The 14,732-nt window shown below is 73.7% G+C and carries 14 protein-coding genes; 6 read left to right on the forward strand and 8 right to left on the reverse strand.

Features of this window, described 5'->3' with window-relative positions; translation table 11 throughout:
- Nucleotides 1-45 precede the first annotated feature (45 nt).
- Genes PD653B2_RS18075 through PD653B2_RS18085 form a run of 3 tightly spaced genes read left to right on the forward strand, consistent with a single transcriptional unit; the run spans nt 46 to nt 2,851 of the window.
- On the forward strand, nt 46-1,143 hold the full coding sequence (locus tag PD653B2_RS18075; RefSeq protein WP_085873791.1) for a hypothetical protein: 1,098 nt from the start codon (nt 46-48) through the stop codon (nt 1,141-1,143).
- On the forward strand, nt 1,140-2,039 hold the full coding sequence (locus PD653B2_RS18080) for an ABC transporter ATP-binding protein (RefSeq protein ID WP_085873792.1): 900 nt from the start codon (nt 1,140-1,142) through the stop codon (nt 2,037-2,039). The genes PD653B2_RS18075 and PD653B2_RS18080 overlap by 4 nt, the downstream gene beginning before the upstream one ends.
- The gene (locus tag PD653B2_RS18085) at nt 2,036-2,851 is read left to right on the forward strand and encodes an ABC transporter permease (protein WP_085873793.1); all 816 of its coding nucleotides are present in this window, start codon (nt 2,036-2,038) and stop codon (nt 2,849-2,851) included. The genes PD653B2_RS18080 and PD653B2_RS18085 overlap by 4 nt, the downstream gene beginning before the upstream one ends.
- On the opposite strand, the gene PD653B2_RS18090 is transcribed toward PD653B2_RS18085, so the two are convergent.
- The 5 genes from PD653B2_RS18090 to PD653B2_RS18110 all read right to left on the reverse strand — a co-directional run bounded on the left by PD653B2_RS18090 (nt 2,841) and on the right by PD653B2_RS18110 (nt 8,060).
- Nucleotides 2,841-3,638, reverse strand: coding sequence for a lipase family alpha/beta hydrolase (locus PD653B2_RS18090; protein WP_085873794.1), 798 nt, complete (start codon nt 3,636-3,638; stop codon nt 2,841-2,843). The genes PD653B2_RS18085 and PD653B2_RS18090 overlap by 11 nt on opposite strands.
- Nucleotides 3,639-3,642: 4 nt before the next feature.
- Entirely contained in the window at nt 3,643-4,602 is a 960-nt protein-coding gene (locus PD653B2_RS18095) for an NADase-type glycan-binding domain-containing protein (protein ID WP_133058938.1), read from the reverse strand.
- A 58-nt stretch (nt 4,603-4,660) separates the two neighbouring features.
- Nucleotides 4,661-5,710 (reverse strand): 3-deoxy-7-phosphoheptulonate synthase, encoded by a 1,050-nt coding sequence (aroF, locus tag PD653B2_RS18100; RefSeq protein WP_085873796.1) that lies wholly within the window; start codon nt 5,708-5,710, stop codon nt 4,661-4,663.
- A 566-nt stretch (nt 5,711-6,276) separates the two neighbouring features.
- Nucleotides 6,277-7,167 carry a DMT family transporter gene (locus PD653B2_RS18105; RefSeq protein WP_085873797.1) on the reverse strand — a complete coding sequence of 297 codons (891 nt, stop codon included), beginning with the start codon at nt 7,165-7,167 and terminating at the stop codon, nt 6,277-6,279.
- Entirely contained in the window at nt 7,164-8,060 is an 897-nt protein-coding gene (locus PD653B2_RS18110) for a deoxyribonuclease IV (protein WP_085873798.1), read from the reverse strand. Before PD653B2_RS18110 ends, PD653B2_RS18105 begins: the two co-directional genes overlap by 4 nt.
- Nucleotides 8,061-8,130: 70 nt before the next feature.
- Here PD653B2_RS18110 and PD653B2_RS18115 point away from each other — a divergent pair, with 70 nt between their 5' ends.
- Nucleotides 8,131-8,790, forward strand: a complete 660-nt coding sequence (locus PD653B2_RS18115; protein WP_133058937.1) for a hypothetical protein — start codon at nt 8,131-8,133, stop codon at nt 8,788-8,790.
- 6 nt (nt 8,791-8,796) lie between these two features.
- Here the strand turns inward: PD653B2_RS18115 and pknB are convergent, their stop codons facing one another.
- The gene (gene pknB / locus PD653B2_RS18120; protein WP_085873800.1) at nt 8,797-10,818 is read right to left on the reverse strand and encodes a Stk1 family PASTA domain-containing Ser/Thr kinase; all 2,022 of its coding nucleotides are present in this window, start codon (nt 10,816-10,818) and stop codon (nt 8,797-8,799) included.
- Nucleotides 10,819-10,982: 164 nt separating this feature from the next.
- Between pknB and PD653B2_RS18125 the strand changes: the two genes are divergently transcribed.
- Nucleotides 10,983-11,354 carry an Rv2175c family DNA-binding protein gene (locus PD653B2_RS18125; RefSeq protein WP_085873801.1) on the forward strand — a complete coding sequence of 124 codons (372 nt, stop codon included), beginning with the start codon at nt 10,983-10,985 and terminating at the stop codon, nt 11,352-11,354.
- 7 nt (nt 11,355-11,361) lie between these two features.
- On the opposite strand, the gene PD653B2_RS18130 is transcribed toward PD653B2_RS18125, so the two are convergent.
- The gene (locus PD653B2_RS18130; RefSeq protein ID WP_242665337.1) at nt 11,362-12,438 is read right to left on the reverse strand and encodes a polyprenyl synthetase family protein; all 1,077 of its coding nucleotides are present in this window, start codon (nt 12,436-12,438) and stop codon (nt 11,362-11,364) included.
- Between the two features lie 74 nt (nt 12,439-12,512).
- Between PD653B2_RS18130 and metF the strand changes: the two genes are divergently transcribed.
- On the forward strand, nt 12,513-13,403 hold the full coding sequence (gene metF / locus PD653B2_RS18135) for a methylenetetrahydrofolate reductase [NAD(P)H] (protein ID WP_085873803.1): 891 nt from the start codon (nt 12,513-12,515) through the stop codon (nt 13,401-13,403).
- Here the strand turns inward: metF and PD653B2_RS18140 are convergent.
- On the reverse strand, nt 13,400-14,701 hold the full coding sequence (locus tag PD653B2_RS18140) for a phytoene desaturase family protein (RefSeq protein WP_085873804.1): 1,302 nt from the start codon (nt 14,699-14,701) through the stop codon (nt 13,400-13,402). The two genes, metF and PD653B2_RS18140, sit on opposite strands and share 4 nt — an antisense overlap.
- Nucleotides 14,702-14,732: the final 31 nt, after the last annotated feature.

A 14,732-nucleotide genomic window follows, 5' to 3' on the forward strand; every position in this document is an offset into this window, starting at 1 on the left:
GTTGCATGAGGGAGCCCTCATGAGCGGCACGTACGGTCTGGAGGTATGACCAGAACCCGCCGGTGGGCCGTCGTCGCCGTCGGCGTGCTGCTGGTGGTCGGGGTGCCGGTCGCGATCCGGGCGATCCCGCCGTCCGACTCCGACGTCGGCGCCGGTGAGCTGCTCGCGGCGGTGGCCGGATCCGAGGACCACCCGTGGTCGGGGTACGTCGAGACCGAGGGCGCGCTCGACCTGCCGGTCGAGGACGACTTCAGCGACGTCGGCTCGCTGTTCGGGGAGAGCACCCGGATGCGGGCGTGGTGGCGGGGCGACGACGACTGGCGGGTGGACCGGCTCCTGGTCGCCGGCGAGACCGACCTGGTGCACCACTCCGGGCTGACGATCGAGTGGAGCTACGAGGGTGACCGGGCGCGGCTCAGCCGCGACCCCGACATCCGGCTGCCGCGCACGGCCGACCTCGTGCCCCCGGTGCTGGCCGAGCGCCTGCTGCGCGACGTCGACGCAGGAGACGTCGTCCGCATCGAGGCGCGCAGGGTGGCCGGCGTGGACGCCCCCGGGCTGCGCCTCGAGCCGACCGCCCCCCAGGCCAGCGTCGACCACGTCGACCTCTGGGCCGACCCCGAGAGCGGGATCCCGCTGCGGATCGAGGTCTTCGCGGCCGGGGAGCCGAGCCCGTCGTTCACCACCGAGTTCCGCGACTTCTCCGCCGCGACGCCGGCGACCGCAGCCACCGACTTCCCCGCGGCGCCCGGGATCGAGGTGGACCACGACGACGTGCTCGACATCGCCGACGCCGCCAACCAGTACGCGCCGCTGCGCCCGCCGGACCGGGTCGGTGGCCTGGCGAAGTCGTCGACCTCCGACGGCGCGGTCGGCGTCTACGGGGTCGGGCTCACCCAGCTGATCGCGATCCCGATGCGCGACCGCGAGGCCGACCCGCTGCGCGAGCAGCTCGGACAGACGCCCGGGGTGAGACACCTGGCCGCCGGCACCGCCGTCTCGGCCGGCCCGCTCGGCGTGCTGCTCACCGGCGAGGACGGCGACGGCGGCTGGCTGCTCGCCGGCACCGTCACCGAGACCACGCTGGTCGAGGCCGCCGGCGACCTCGCCCGCGGCACGACGTACCTCCAGGACGACTCGTGATCCGCACCGAGGGACTCACCAAGCAGTACGGCCGGATCACCGCCGTCGACGGGATCGACCTCGACGTGCGCGAGGGCGACGTCTACGGCTTCCTCGGGGCCAACGGGTCGGGCAAGACCACGACAGTGCGGATGCTGCTCGGGCTGGTGCTGGCGACCAGCGGGTCGATCGAGGTGCTCGGTCGCCCGATGCCGGCGTCGGGACGCGACGTGCTGCCACAGGTCGGCTCGATGGTCGAGGGGCCGGCGGCGTACCCCCAGCTCTCCGGGCGCACCAACCTGGCGCTGGTCGACGCCTCGGGCCCGGGAGGCGGACGCCGGACGCGGGCCGGTCGCATCGACGACGCGCTGGCGCGGGTGGGTCTCGACGGGGTCGACAAGCGGCCGGTGCGCGCCTACTCGCTCGGCATGCGTCAGCGCCTCGGCCTGGCCGCCGCGCTCCTGCGCACGCCGCGGCTGCTCGTGCTCGACGAGCCGACCAACGGCCTCGACCCGCAGGGCATCCGCGAGATCCGGCAGCTGCTGCTCGACCTCAACGCGGCGGGCACGACGGTCTTCCTCTCCAGCCACCTGCTCGCCGAGATCGAACAGATGTGCACCCGCGTCGGCGTGCTCGACCGCGGCCGTCTCGTCCTCCAGGACGAGCTCGCCGACCTGCAACGGCCCACCGGCCGGATGGTCGTCCGCACCCCGGACGTCGCCGCCGTGCGCGGGCTCTTCAACGGGCAGGTCGAGAGCCAGGACGGCGACCGGCTCTGGATCCGGGTCGACGATCCCGCGGCGCTCAACGCCCGCCTGGTCGGCGCCGGCATCCGGGTGGCCGAGCTCGCGCCCGAGAAGCGGACCCTCGAGGAGATCGTGCTCGAGGCGGCGACCACGAGCGGTGACCGCCGATGATCGCCGTCGAGCTGCGCAAGCTGCTCCTGAGCCGCCGCACGTGGGTGACGATCCTCCTGATCGACGCGCTGCCCACGCTGGTCGGCGTCCTGCTCGCGGTCACCGACCTCGGCCCGCGACCCGGCACCGGCCCGGCGTTCCTGTCCGCCGTCCTCACCGACGGCACGCTCTTCCCGCTCGCCGCGCTGGCGATCGTGCTGCCGCTCTTCCTCCCGATCGCGGTCGCGGTCACCGCGGGTGAGGCGATCGCCGGCGAGGCGCAGCAGGGGACGTTGCGCTATCTCCTGGTCCGGCCGGTCGGGCGCACCCGCCTGCTGGTCGCCAAGCTCGTGGGCGTGATGGTCTTCGTGGTGCTGACGGTCCTCGTCGTGGCCGCGACGGCGTACGTCGTCGGCGTGGTGCTCCTCGGCAGCGAGGACGTCACGACCGGCGCGACCAGCGTCTCCGGGAGCTCGCTCTCGACCCAGGAGCTCGCCGGTCGCACGATGCTCGCGCTCGCCTACGCGATGCTCTGCATGCTCGGCGTGGCCGCGATCGCGCTCTTCCTGTCGACGGTCGTGACCACGCCGCTCGCCGCCGCGCTCGGCACCCTCGGTGTGCTCGTCACCTCGACCGTGCTGCTCACCCTCGACGCGGCCGACGTGCTCCAGCCCTATCTGCCCACCCGTTACTGGCTGTCCTTCGTCGATCTCTTCCGCGACCCGATCCTGTGGCGCGACGTGGAGCGCGGGGTGCTGCTCCAGATCGTCTACGTCGTCGTGTTCCTGGGCGCCGCCTGGGCCAACTTCGCGACCAAGGACATCACCGACTGACGCACACCGTGGCGTCCGGCACCGACGGCTCGCCGCGCCCGAGCTCGGCGGCGACCATGGCCATCACCGCCGGGGTCCGCGGGACGTCCGGGTGCCCCACGACCAGGCCGGGACACACTGACTGCACCGAGAAGGCCGTCGCGCCGTCCAGCACGCCGGAGTCCGGCGGCACGACCGTCTTGTCGTCCTCGGTCCAGATCGCCACCCAGCGCGGCCCGGCGGGCGTCTCGTCCCCGGCGTTGAGCTCGCGGAGGAGGTCGCTGTCGGTCGCCAGCTGCCGACAGGCCGCAGGGCAGGCCGTCGTCCCGAGGCCGCTCGCGACGGTGGCCAGGTCGGTGCCGTGGTTGGGGGTGGCGAGGGTGACGACCCGCCGGGCCAGGGCGTCACCGCCGAGGTCGGCGACCCAGAGCCGGGCGACGATCCCGCCCGCGGAGTAGCCGACCACGTCGACCGAGGCCGCGCCCGACTCGTCGAGGACCGCCCGGACGGCACGACCGAGCGCCGCGGCCTGGTCACGCAGGTCCTCGGTCCCGGCGCCCTCGGCCGGCACGACGGTCACGTCGCGGCCGTCGGCACGCAGCGCGGCGGCCAGCACGTCGAGGGCGGCCGTCGACCCGTCGTACCCGGGCACCAGCAGCACCGGTCCGGGCTGGTCCTGCGACACCGGGGTCACCTCGTCGGGACGGGACAGGACGACGGCCACGACGACCGCCACCACGGCGACGGTCGCCAGCGCCGCCAGGGCCAGGACGAAGCGCCGCCGCGCTGGAGACAGGCGCCCGAGCACGTCGTCAGCCAGCGCTGATGATGGAGAGGTCGCTGATCGCGGTGTAGTCGCGAGCCGCGCGGCCGGTGCCCGGCGCGGAGACCGAGACCAGCCGCAGCGTGATCGTCGAGGTCCGTACGTCGTCGACGTCGATCGACTGCATCGCGGTGCTGTCCTCGAGGTCCTGGTCCAGCGTGGTGCCGTCGTCGAAGACCCACGCGACCGAGAGCACCCGTCGGTTGCCGTGGTACCAGTCCAGCTCGCGGCCCTGGGCGTCGCGGGCGGTCTTGGCGTAGCCGTTGACCAGGCCGACGCTGCTCACCACGGTCTCGCCGGGCAGGGTGATCGTGATCTGCTCGCCGGTCCCGTCGCCCGCCATCCGCCAGCAGGTCTCGGGCACGCCGTCGAGCATGTTCGCAGCCTCGAAGTCGACCGGGTTGCCCTGGACGTCCTGGTTGGGTGGCGCCGTCGCGGGCACCTGCGCGGTCGACTCGGCGGTCACGTCGCCGGCCGGGACGGGGTCGCCGGGCGCGGACGTGCGTGGGGACGTCGACGACGAGTGCGACGCGCTCGGGCTCCGGTCCGGCCCCGGATCGGTGGCGGTCGAGCCGTCGTCGTCGGTGAGCAGCCAGACGCCGAGGCCGGCGACGAGCACGAGGACGGCGGCGACCGCGACCCACGGCCCCCAGGATCGCCGGCGCCGGTGGGGGGACCGCGCCGACGGTGCGGGCGGCGGTGCGAGCGGTGGGGGAGGCGGCACCGGCGCGGGGTCCACCGGGCCCGGGGCACCGTCGACCTCGTCGGCGAAGAGGGGGAACCGCGGCTTCGGCGGCACCGATCCGACCGGTGGCGCCAGCGGGGTGGCCGGCTGCCGCTCGGCGGTGTCGGTGCGCCAGTCGGCCGGCGGGGCTCCCACGGGGTGGCCGCAGTTGGTGCAGAAGCGGCCCACTCCGAGCTCGTGGCCACAGCTCACACAGGTCGACATGGCTCTCCTCGCAGGCCCTTCTCCCCGCCCCGGGCACAGACTAGTGGTGACCGCTAGGTCACGCCGTGCGCACCCGCTCAGCAGCGCTGGTCCGGCCCACGGCCTCCGGCAGCCGGCGCACGGCCTGGGCGAGCTCTCGCAGCTCGGTGCCGAGCAGCGCCTGCGGCCCGTCGCAGAGCGCGGTCTCCGGGTCGGGGTGCACGTCGACGATCACGCCGTCGGCGCCGACCGCGATCGCGGCGCGCGAGAGCGGGACGACGAGGTCCTTGCGGCCGGCCGCGTGGGACGGGTCGACGATGATCGGCAGGTGGCTGGTCGCCTGGACGACCGGCACCGCCGAGATGTCGAGGGTGTTGCGGGTCGCCGGCTCGAAGGTGCGGATGCCGCGCTCGCACAGCACCACGTCGAGGTTGCCCCGCTGGGCGATGTACTCGGCCGCCATCAGCCACTCCTCGATGGTGGCGGTCATGCCGCGCTTGAGCAGCACCGGCTTGCCGGACTCGCCGACGGCCTGGAGGAGCCCGAAGTTCGCCATGTTGCGGGTGCCGACCTGGAGCATGTCCGCGTGCTCGGCGACCACCGCGACGTCGCGCGCGTCGACGATCTCCGTGACGATCGGCAGGCCGGTCACCTCCCGGACCTCGGCGAGGATCTCGAGCCCGGCGACGCCGAGGCCCTGGAACGCGTACGGCGAGGTGCGCGGCTTGTAGGCGCCGCCCCGCAGGATGGTGGCGCCGGCCGAGCGGGCCATGTGCGCCGCCTCGAGGGTCTGCTCCCGGGTCTCGACCGCGCACGGCCCGGCGATGAACGTGAACGTGTCGGGACCGATCGGCACCTGGTGGCCGTCGCGGCCGACCCACACGGTGGAGCGAGTCGCGTGGTGCTGGCGGCTGACGAGCTTGTAGGGATCGGAGATCCGGTGCACGTCGGCGACGCCGCGCAGGGTCCGCAGGTTCAGGTGGTGGAACGAGTCGATGTCTCCGACCAGGCCGATGATGGTGCGCACGACGCCGGTCGAGACGAAGGCCTCGCCTCCCACACTCTCGACGCGCTCCACGACGTGCGCGACGTCCTCGGCGGTGGCATCGGGGGACATGACGACGACCATGGGATGGTTCCTCTCAGGTTCCAGCCACGTCGTCGGGGCCTGTTCAGGAAGGAACCGTAGGCCACGGTGAGGCGGCTCGTCGCGGGCATTCAGCATCCGGACCGACGGGCACCGAGAAGGGGCACCGAGAAGGGCGCCCCGTGAGGGTGTCCGGGACATCGTCCGCCGCTGCGTCGGACGAGTTCTGCAGACACCCTCACGGGCGGTGAGGCCCCGGCCGCTGCGCCGGGGGAGTGCCCTCGAACAGGCACGCTATGCGCCCAGGTCCCAGAAACGCAGCGAAATCGTGGGTACTAGGACCAAAGGGCACCGCGGTGCGCACTCACCCAGGCGCACCTTCCTGGCCGGCCGGCCTCCTCCAGTCCGCTCTCGTGGGCGACGACGACCAGCTGCGTGCGGTCGCGCAGGCCGAGCTCGGTGAGCAGGCCGGAGAGTGCGTCCTCACCGTCGCCGAGCCGGTGGACAGCTCCGCCGAGATCTCGGTGTTGCTGGCGCGCCGGGCGACCGGGAGCTGCACCTCGCGCCCGCGGATCGACACCTCCGGAGCACCATCCTCGCGACCCCGCTCAGACCGCGATGTGCGGCACCTCGGCCTCGAGCCGGCGGCGCGGCCCGATCTCGACGATCAGCATCGCGGTGAGGACCATCAGCCCGCCGGTGACCATCCGCACGGTCGTCGACTCGCCGCCGAACCAGACCGCGAAGAGCGCCGCGAACACGGGCTCCATGCTCATCACGATCGCGGTGCGGGTCGGCGGCAGGTGGGCCTGGGCCCAGGTCTGGCCGAGCAGCGCCAGGGCCGCGGGGAAGACCGCCATGTAGCCGACCGAGAGCCAGTCGCGCCCGTTGTCGGGCAGCTGGATCCCGTGCGGCGCGCTCGCGACCAGGCAGATGACGGCGACGACCACGACCTGGAGGATCGACATGCCCAGCGCGTCGCGCGCCGTCGACCAGGCGCCGAGCCCGACGATGTGCAGCGCGTAGAGCATCGCCGCGACGAGCGTCAGCGCCTCGCCGTACCCCACCGAGAAGCCGTCGAGGGTCAGCACGCCGAGCCCGCCGGCGGCCAGCGCGACGGCCGCCCAGGTCATCCGGGTGATCCGGCTGCGCAGCAGGACCGCGGCGAACAGCGGCGTCGCCACGACGTACATGCCGGTGATGAAGCCGGAGACGCTGGCAGGGGTGTGCGCGAGGCCGGCGGTCTGCAGGATCTGCGCCACACCGTAGAGACAGCCGAGCACCAGTGCCTGACGGCGGGTCGCGGGGGAGAGGCGGAGCACCGCCTTCGGCGCGACGGCGAGCAGCAGCACCGCCGCGATCGAGAAGCGCACCGCGAGGAAGTCCACGGCGGGGATCCGGTCGAGGAGGTCGTGGATCAGGAAGAACGTCGATCCCCAGCAGGCCGTGATGCCGAGCAGGACGGCGGTGGCGACGACCGTCGTACGACGGCTGCTCATCCGCGCAGCTTCTTCAGCAGCGGGATGTCGCGGGTGTCGGCGTCGCGCGAGTCGGGCGTCTCGAGGATGAACGGCACGCCCGCCGTCGCCGGGTGCGCGAACAGCTCCTCGAACGCCGCGGTCCCGATGTGCCCCTCGCCGATGCGCTGGTGGCGGTCCTTGAAGGCACCGCGCACGTCCATCGAGTCGTTCGCGTGGATCAGCCGCAGCCGGCCGGCGCCGCCGATCTCGACGATCCGGTCGACGGTCGCCGTGGTGCCGCCGGGCTCGTCGAGCGGCGCACCCGCGGCGAAGACGTGGCAGGTGTCGAGGCAGATGCCGGCCTTGGGGTGGAAGTCGAGTGCCGCGAGGTAGGCCTGGAGATCCTCGACGCCGGCGCACAACGACCGGCCCTGGCCGGCGGTCGGCTCGAGCAGCAGCCACGGCGCGGCGTCGTCGGCGACCGCGTCGAGGATCGGGAGCAGGCCCTCACGCACCTGGCGCATCGCGGCGGCGTACCTCGCCCCGCTGTCGCCCTCGCTCGGGTCGACGAACGACCCGGTGTGCACGACGACGCCCTCGGCGCCGATCTCGGCCGCGCGGCGCAGGTTGTGGGCGACCGACGCGACCGACCTCTCGTACGTCGCGGGGGTCGGACTGCCGAGGTTCACGAGGTACGGCGAGTGGATGAAGGTGCGGGTCCCGCGCTCGGCCATCAGGTCCCGGAAGCGCGCGTCGTCGGCGGGCTTGCCGGCACTCAACGCCCAGCCGCGCGGGTTGCCGACGAAGACCTGGAAGGTCTCCGCGCCGACGAGGTCGGCGTTCGCGACGGCGCCGTCGACCAGGCCCTTGCCGACCAGGACGTGGGTCCCGATCGGGTTGCGGAGGGCGGGATCGGCAGCCGGGTCGAGCACGGCGTCAACCTAACGTGCGCCCCGGTGCGTACGATCGGCTGGCCTGCTCGGGCGGAGGGAGCGTGGACGTGTGATGAGGATTTCGGGCACCCGGCGGATGCCGGTCGTGGTCGTGGTCGTGGTCGTCGTCGTGCTGGCCGTGGGGGTGGTGGCCGCGCTGTGGCTGCGCGACCACCGGCGCGACCAGGAGTGGGCGCACGGCGGCGACGGGGTCGACGCCCGGGCCCGGATCACCGCGACGGGTCCGGCCGGCTTCGGCGATGCGCTGGTCGCCGCCGGGGTCGGCCGTGAGGCCGGCATCGCGCGGGCTGCGCAGATGTACGTGGTCCACGTCTCGTGGAGCGGCACGCCGGACCAGGGCGGGAGCTACGAGTTCCTCCTCCTCGACCGTCGCCTCTCACCGCCGACGCCGGTCCGCGGGTTCGGGGTGTGGGACGCGGAGGGTGGCACGGGGTCGAACTGGTCCGGCGCCTACGAGTCGCTGGCCGACCACTACCCGTGGCTCGCCCGCACCGCTTCGCAGCACACCGACCAGGGCTGGACGAACGACACCGACGCGCTGGGTGTCGACGCGACCGACAGCGGGGACGGGACCCTTGCCTACTACCTCGACCCGGGGCAGCTCGAGACCAGCAGCCCCGAGCGCGACCTGCTGCTGGCGATGGTCTTCGTCGACGCCGACGGCGAGGTGCGCTGGGCCAGGAAGGTCCCGCTCACCAGCCTCATCTGACCGCGGTCAGATGAGGCTGAGCGTGATCGTGGAGCCCTTCGGGGCCATGTCGCCGCCGCCGGGGTCCTGGGAGAACACGAAGCCCAGGCCGAGGTAGCCCGACGCGCGCTCGGTCACGACGTGGAAGCCGAGCGCCTCGAGGGTGGCCGTGGCCGCGTCGACGCCCTGCGCCCGCACCGACGGCACCTCGACCAGCTCCGGACCCTTCGACACCACGAGCGACACCGGGTCGCCGCTGTGCATCGTCGTCCCGGCCGGCGGGTCCATCGAGATGACGTCGCCCTCGTCGACCGTGTCGGAGTACTCCTCGCCCGCGATCGAGCCGTCGAGGCCCTTCCCGTCCATCCAGGCGAGCGCGTCGTCGGCGTCCTTGCCGACCCAGTCCTTGAGCGTGACCGGCTTGGGTCCCTTGCTGACCACGAGGTCGACGACCGCGCCGGGCCGCAGCGTGGTGCCGGCCTTGGGCGTGGTGGCGATCACGATGCCCTCGGCGACGGTGTTGGACCACCGCTCCTCGCTGGTGCCGTACTCGAGCTTCGTGGCGGTCAGCGCGTCCTGCGCCTCGTCGACGGTCTTGCCCTTGAGCTTCGGTACGTCGTACCGCTCCTTGCCCAGCGACAAGTTGACGGTGACCGTGCCGCCGTCGACGACCTTCGAGCCGGGTTCGGGGTCGGTCGCGACCACGCGGCCCGCCGGGACCGTCTCGGAGTAGACCTGGTCGCCCCACGCGACCTCGAGGCCCGCGTCGTCCAGCTTCTGCGTGGCGGCGCCCTTCGTCATCCCCAGCACGCCCGGGGTCGAGGTGTAGCGGCCGTCGAGGAACCACCAGGCGCCGACGCCGGTGCCGGCGGCGAGCAGCAGCGCGACGAGCAACAGCACCAGCCCGCGGCGCCGGCGGCGCGGCCGTGACGGCGGTGGCGTCCGCCGCGGTGGCCTGCTCGCCGGGGGTCCGGCGGGTGGGCGGTCGAGCGTGTGCAGCTGGGTCGTCCGCTCGGCGCGAGCAGCGGACGGCGCCATCAGCGCGGCGTACTCCCGCGGGTCGAACGGGTCCGCGGCGGTGTCGTCGGGCGACGGCGCCTCCGTCGGCTCGACGTGCATCAGCAACGGAGTGAGGTCGGCGGTCAGGTCGGGGTCGTCCTGGACGCCCTCGGCGAGCGCGTGGGTGACCCGGTGCACCTGGTGGAGCAGCACCGCGGCGTCGGCCGGGCGCAGGCTGCGGTCGCGTGCGGTGGCGCGGGCGACGAGCGCGTCGACGTACGCCGGGATCCCGGGCACCAGGCTCGACGGTGGAGGCACGTCCTCGTGGACGTGCTTGTAGGCGACCTGGATCGGGGTCTCACCCTCGTGCGGCTTGACCCCGGTGAGCAGCTCGAAGAGCACCACCCCGGCGGCGTACACGTCGGCGCGGGCGTCGGCCCGCCCGTCGACGACGAGCTCGGGGGCGAGGTAGGAGACGGTGCCGATCAGCACGCCGCCGGTCGCGGTGTGCTGGGTCTCGGTGCTGATCGCCCGGGCCAGCCCGAAGTCGGCCACCTTGACCCGGCCGTCGTCGGCGATCAGCACGTTCTCGGGCTTCACGTCGCGGTGGATCAGCCCGGCGCGGTGCGCGGCGGCGAGCGCCGAGAGCATCGGCTCGACCAGCGCCAGGGCCCGCGACGGCGTCATCGGGCTCTCCTTGCGGATGACGTCGCGCAGGGTGTGCCCCTCGATGAGCTCCATCGCGAGGAAGACGGTGCCGTGGTCATCGCCCTGGTCGTAGACCGCGACGACGTTGGGGTGGGAGAGGCGGGCGGCGGAGCGGGCCTCGCGCACGAACCGGGCCGCGAACTCGTCGTCGTCGCCGAGGCCCGCGTGCATGATCTTGACCGCGACCGTGCGGTCGAGGCGGATGTCGGTGGCCTCGTAGACACTGGCCATGCCGCCGCGGGCGATGCGCGCGCCGACCCGGTAGCGACCGTCCAGCAGGCGGCCGTTCAGGGGGTCGCTGGAGGCGTCGGTGCCCGTGCGGGCGTGCCGTTCTGGCTGCACAGCGACCCTCCTGCGACCGGATGGGGAAGGATCCGGGGTCTCAATCGTACGGACGCGGAGGCGTCGTACGGCGCGCAGACGTCCCCGGCGTGGCGCGCCTCACCCTCGGCGCTCGTCCGCGGTCCGGATTCCGCGAGCGGCCGGCCCGGTGGAACACTGGGCGCATGAGTGAACACCGACTCGCTGACGCCGATCTCGCCGCCCTCGTCCCCGCGTGGATCGACTGGGCCGAGGCCGCCAGCCAGCTCGGCGTGACCGTCGCGAAGGTCCGCACCATGATCCGCGACCACGAGCTCGCGGCGGCGGTCCCGGTCGCGGGCGCCGGTCAGAAGATCCCGGCCGACTTCATCCAGGACGGCCTGGTCGTCAAGGGCCTGCCCGGGCTGCTGACGATCCTCCACGACGGCAAGTTCGACGACCGCGAGTGCATCGCGTGGCTGTTCACCGACGACGACCTGCCGGGCCGCCCGATCGACGCGCTGCGCGAGAACCGCGGGTCCGAGACCAAGCGCCGCGCGCAGGCCATGGCCCTGTAGCTCTCCGTCAGACGACCCGCTGCGTCGCCGCCGAGGCGAGCTCGCGGAGGACCGCGCGGGCCCGGTCGTCGATGTCGGCCTTGTCGAGGGCGGCGACGGCGTGGTCGGCGAGGCTGCCGATGACGGCCTCGACCTGGGCGTGCGCACCGGAGGAGTCGATGATCCGGCGCAGCTCGGCGACCTGGTCCACGGACAGTGCGGTGCCGAGCGAGCGGTCGAGCAACGCCGCGTCGGCGGGGGAGGCGGCGTCGAGGGCGAGCGCGACCAGCACGGTGCGCTTGCCCTCGATCAGGTCGTCCCCGGCGGGCTTGCCGGTCGCGTCCGGGTCGCCGAAGACGCCGAGCAGGTCGTCGCGCAGCTGGAAGGCCTCGCCGAGCGGGAGGCCGAACGCGGTCAGCTCGGCCATCGTCGCGGGGGAGGCGCCGCCGAGCGCGGCGCCGATGTGCAGGGGACGCTCGATGGAGTACTTCGCGGACTTGTAGCGCAACACGGTCATCGCGGTGTCGACGTCGGCCCGGCCGCGGGCCTGGACAGAGACGTCGAGGAACTGACCGGCGATCACCTCGGAGCGGCAGCGGTCGAAGACCTCGAGCGCGGGCGCGACCTGGGGGAACGGCAGCCCGCAGCGCCGCAGCAGCTCGTCGGACCAGCTCAGCAGCAGGTCACCGAGCAGGATCGCCGCGGCCGCGCCGTACTGATCCGGGTCGCCGCGCCACCCGGCGGACCGGTGCTCACGCTCGAACTGCCGGTGCGTGGCCGGCCGGCCCCGGCGGGTGTCGGAGGCGTCCATGAAGTCGTCGTGCACGAGGGCGCTGGCGTGCAGCAGCTCCAGGGAGGCGCAGGCCCGGACCAGGGCGTCCTCGTCGTCGGGTGCGGGCTCGACCGCGCGGTGGCCCCAGTAGCAGAACGCGGCGCGGAACCGCTTGCCCCCGGACACCGACGCCCGGGCCTCGTGGACCAGGCGGGCGGCGTCGTCGCCGAGGGGGGTGAGCGTGGTCGCCTGCTCGTCGATGAACGCGTCGAGCGCGGCCTGGACGCCGTCGCGGAACCCGGCGCTGTCCCAGCCACTCGCGGTCCCTGTCACGGCCATGAGACTAGCCACGGGCCGTCGTGGACACGGCACGGGGCCGACCCCCCGGGTCTCCTAGACTGTTGCGTATGGCGAACGAGCGCACCCGGAGCATCGGTGACCTGATCCGTCACGGTGAGCGCTCCTTCTCCTTCGAGTTCTTCCCGCCCAAGGACGACGCGGGCGAGGAGCAGCTCTGGCAGGCGATCCGCGAGCTCGAGCCGTACCGTCCCACGTTCGTCTCGGTGACGTACGGCGCCGGCGGCTCGACCCGCGACACGACCGTCCGGGTGACCGGCCGGATCGCGGCCGAGACGAGCCTGACCCCGATGGGGCACCTCACCTGCGTGGGGCACACCCGCGCGGAGCTCCGGAGCATCCTCGCGTCGTACGCCGACGCGGGCGTCGCCAACGTGCTCGCCCTGCGCGGCGACCCGCCGGACGGTCCCGGCACCCCGTGGACCGCGACCGAGGGCGGGTTCACCTACGCCGACGAGCTGGTCGCGCTGGTCAAGCAGACGGGCGGCTTCAGCGTCGGCGTCGCCGCGTTCCCGGAGGGGCACCGCGAGGCCGCGTCGCTCGACCACGACGTGCAGGTGCTGCTGGGCAAGCAGCGGGCCGGCGCGGAGTTCGCGATCACCGAGATGTTCTTCCGGGCGAGCGACTACTTCGGGCTGGTGGAGCGCGGACGCGCCGCCGGCGTCGACATCCCGATCGTGCCGGGGATCATGCCGATCCTGAACCTGCGCCAGGTCACCCGGATGGCCGAGCTGTCCGGTCGTGCGGTCCCGGCCGAGGTCCTCGACCGGCTGTCGGCGCACGAGGACGACCCGGCCGCCCTGCGCGCCGAGGGCATCCGGGTCGCCGCCGAGCTGTGCGACGAGCTGCTCGGCGGTGACGCGCCGGGGCTGCACTTCTACACGCTCAACCGGTCCAAGGCGACCCGCGAGATCTTCGCCGCGCTCAACATGGCCGTCTAGGCAGGCCCGATCTCGGCCGCGACCAGCGCGGCCGAGAGCCCGACGTACGGCAGGCCGGCGCCCGGCGTCGCGTGCGCCCCGGCGGCGTACACGCCGGTGACCGGGGTGCGCGGGCCGAGCCGTTGCCGGGTGGTGGCGCGGCCCTGCCAGAGCACGCCCATCGGCGAGCCGCCCCAGCGCTCCACCAGGTCGCGCGGGCTGCGGTCGACCCGGGTGACGACCTGGGCGCGGACGTCGACCCGGTGGCGGGCCAGGGCGCGCAGGATGTCCTCCGACAGCTTGCCGCGCCCGTGGACGGTGATGGCCGAGCAGCCGTCCGGCGCCCGGCCACCGGTGCGGACGACGAGCGTCGCCTCGCCGTGCAGCACCAGCTCGTGGGGGAGGTCCGGGCCCGGTCCCTCGAGGCCGACGTGGGTGACCACTGGCGGGATCGCGGGCATCGAGCGCTCGACGTACGCCGCGAGCGCCGGCAGCCGGCGCGGGTCGACGGCGCAGATGACAACGTCGGCGTCGAGGTCACCGGCAGCGGTCGCGACGGCCACCACGCGACCCTCGCGGACCACGAGGTCGGTCGCCTCGGTGGAGGTCAGCACGGCGACCCGACGGGTGGCGAGCCGCTGCTCGAGAGCGGCGCCGATCCGGGCCATCCCGCCCACGACCGTCCAGGTCCCGAACCGCTGCTCGACGTAGGCCGTCATCCCGGCCCAGGCCGGCACGTTGCGCAGGTCGTGGCCCTCGGCGACGAACGGGTGCCCGGCCACCATCCGCAGCCGCTCGTCCTTGAAGGTCCTCTTGAGCCGCTTGTGCAGCGTCTCCCGGCTGCCCAGCCGGGCGGCGACGTCGCGGGGGAGGTCGGTCGGGTCCCAGGGGTTCTCGAGGTAGCCGCGACGCAGCACGTCCCAGTCCTCGGCGTACGACGCGACGTGGTCGACCCACCGCTGGCCCAGTCCGGGCGACATCGCGTCGAAGGCCGCGACCTGCGCCGACCGCGAGCCGCCGGGCAGCCGGACCGAGGTGTCGTCCTCGAACCGGTGCTCGCGCACCAGGTCCAGCGGCACCAGCTCGAGCTCGCGCTCGACCGGGCGGCCGGACTTGCGGAAGAGGTCGCGGATCACCGCGGGCAGCATCGTGTACGTCGGGCCCGCGTCCCACGCGAACCCGTCCTGGCTCACCTCCGACAGCGCGCCGCCGAGCGTGGCCGACCGCTCGACGAGGGTGACGTCGTGGCCGAGCTTGGCGAGCCGGACCGCCGAGGCGAGCCCTCCGAAGCCACCCCCGACCACCACCACCCGCGCCATGCCGTGACCCTAGGGCCTACGTCCTGAGATC

It is taken from the genome of Nocardioides sp. PD653-B2, assembly GCF_002117935.1.
Taxonomy (GTDB): Bacteria; Actinomycetota; Actinomycetes; order Propionibacteriales; family Nocardioidaceae; genus Nocardioides.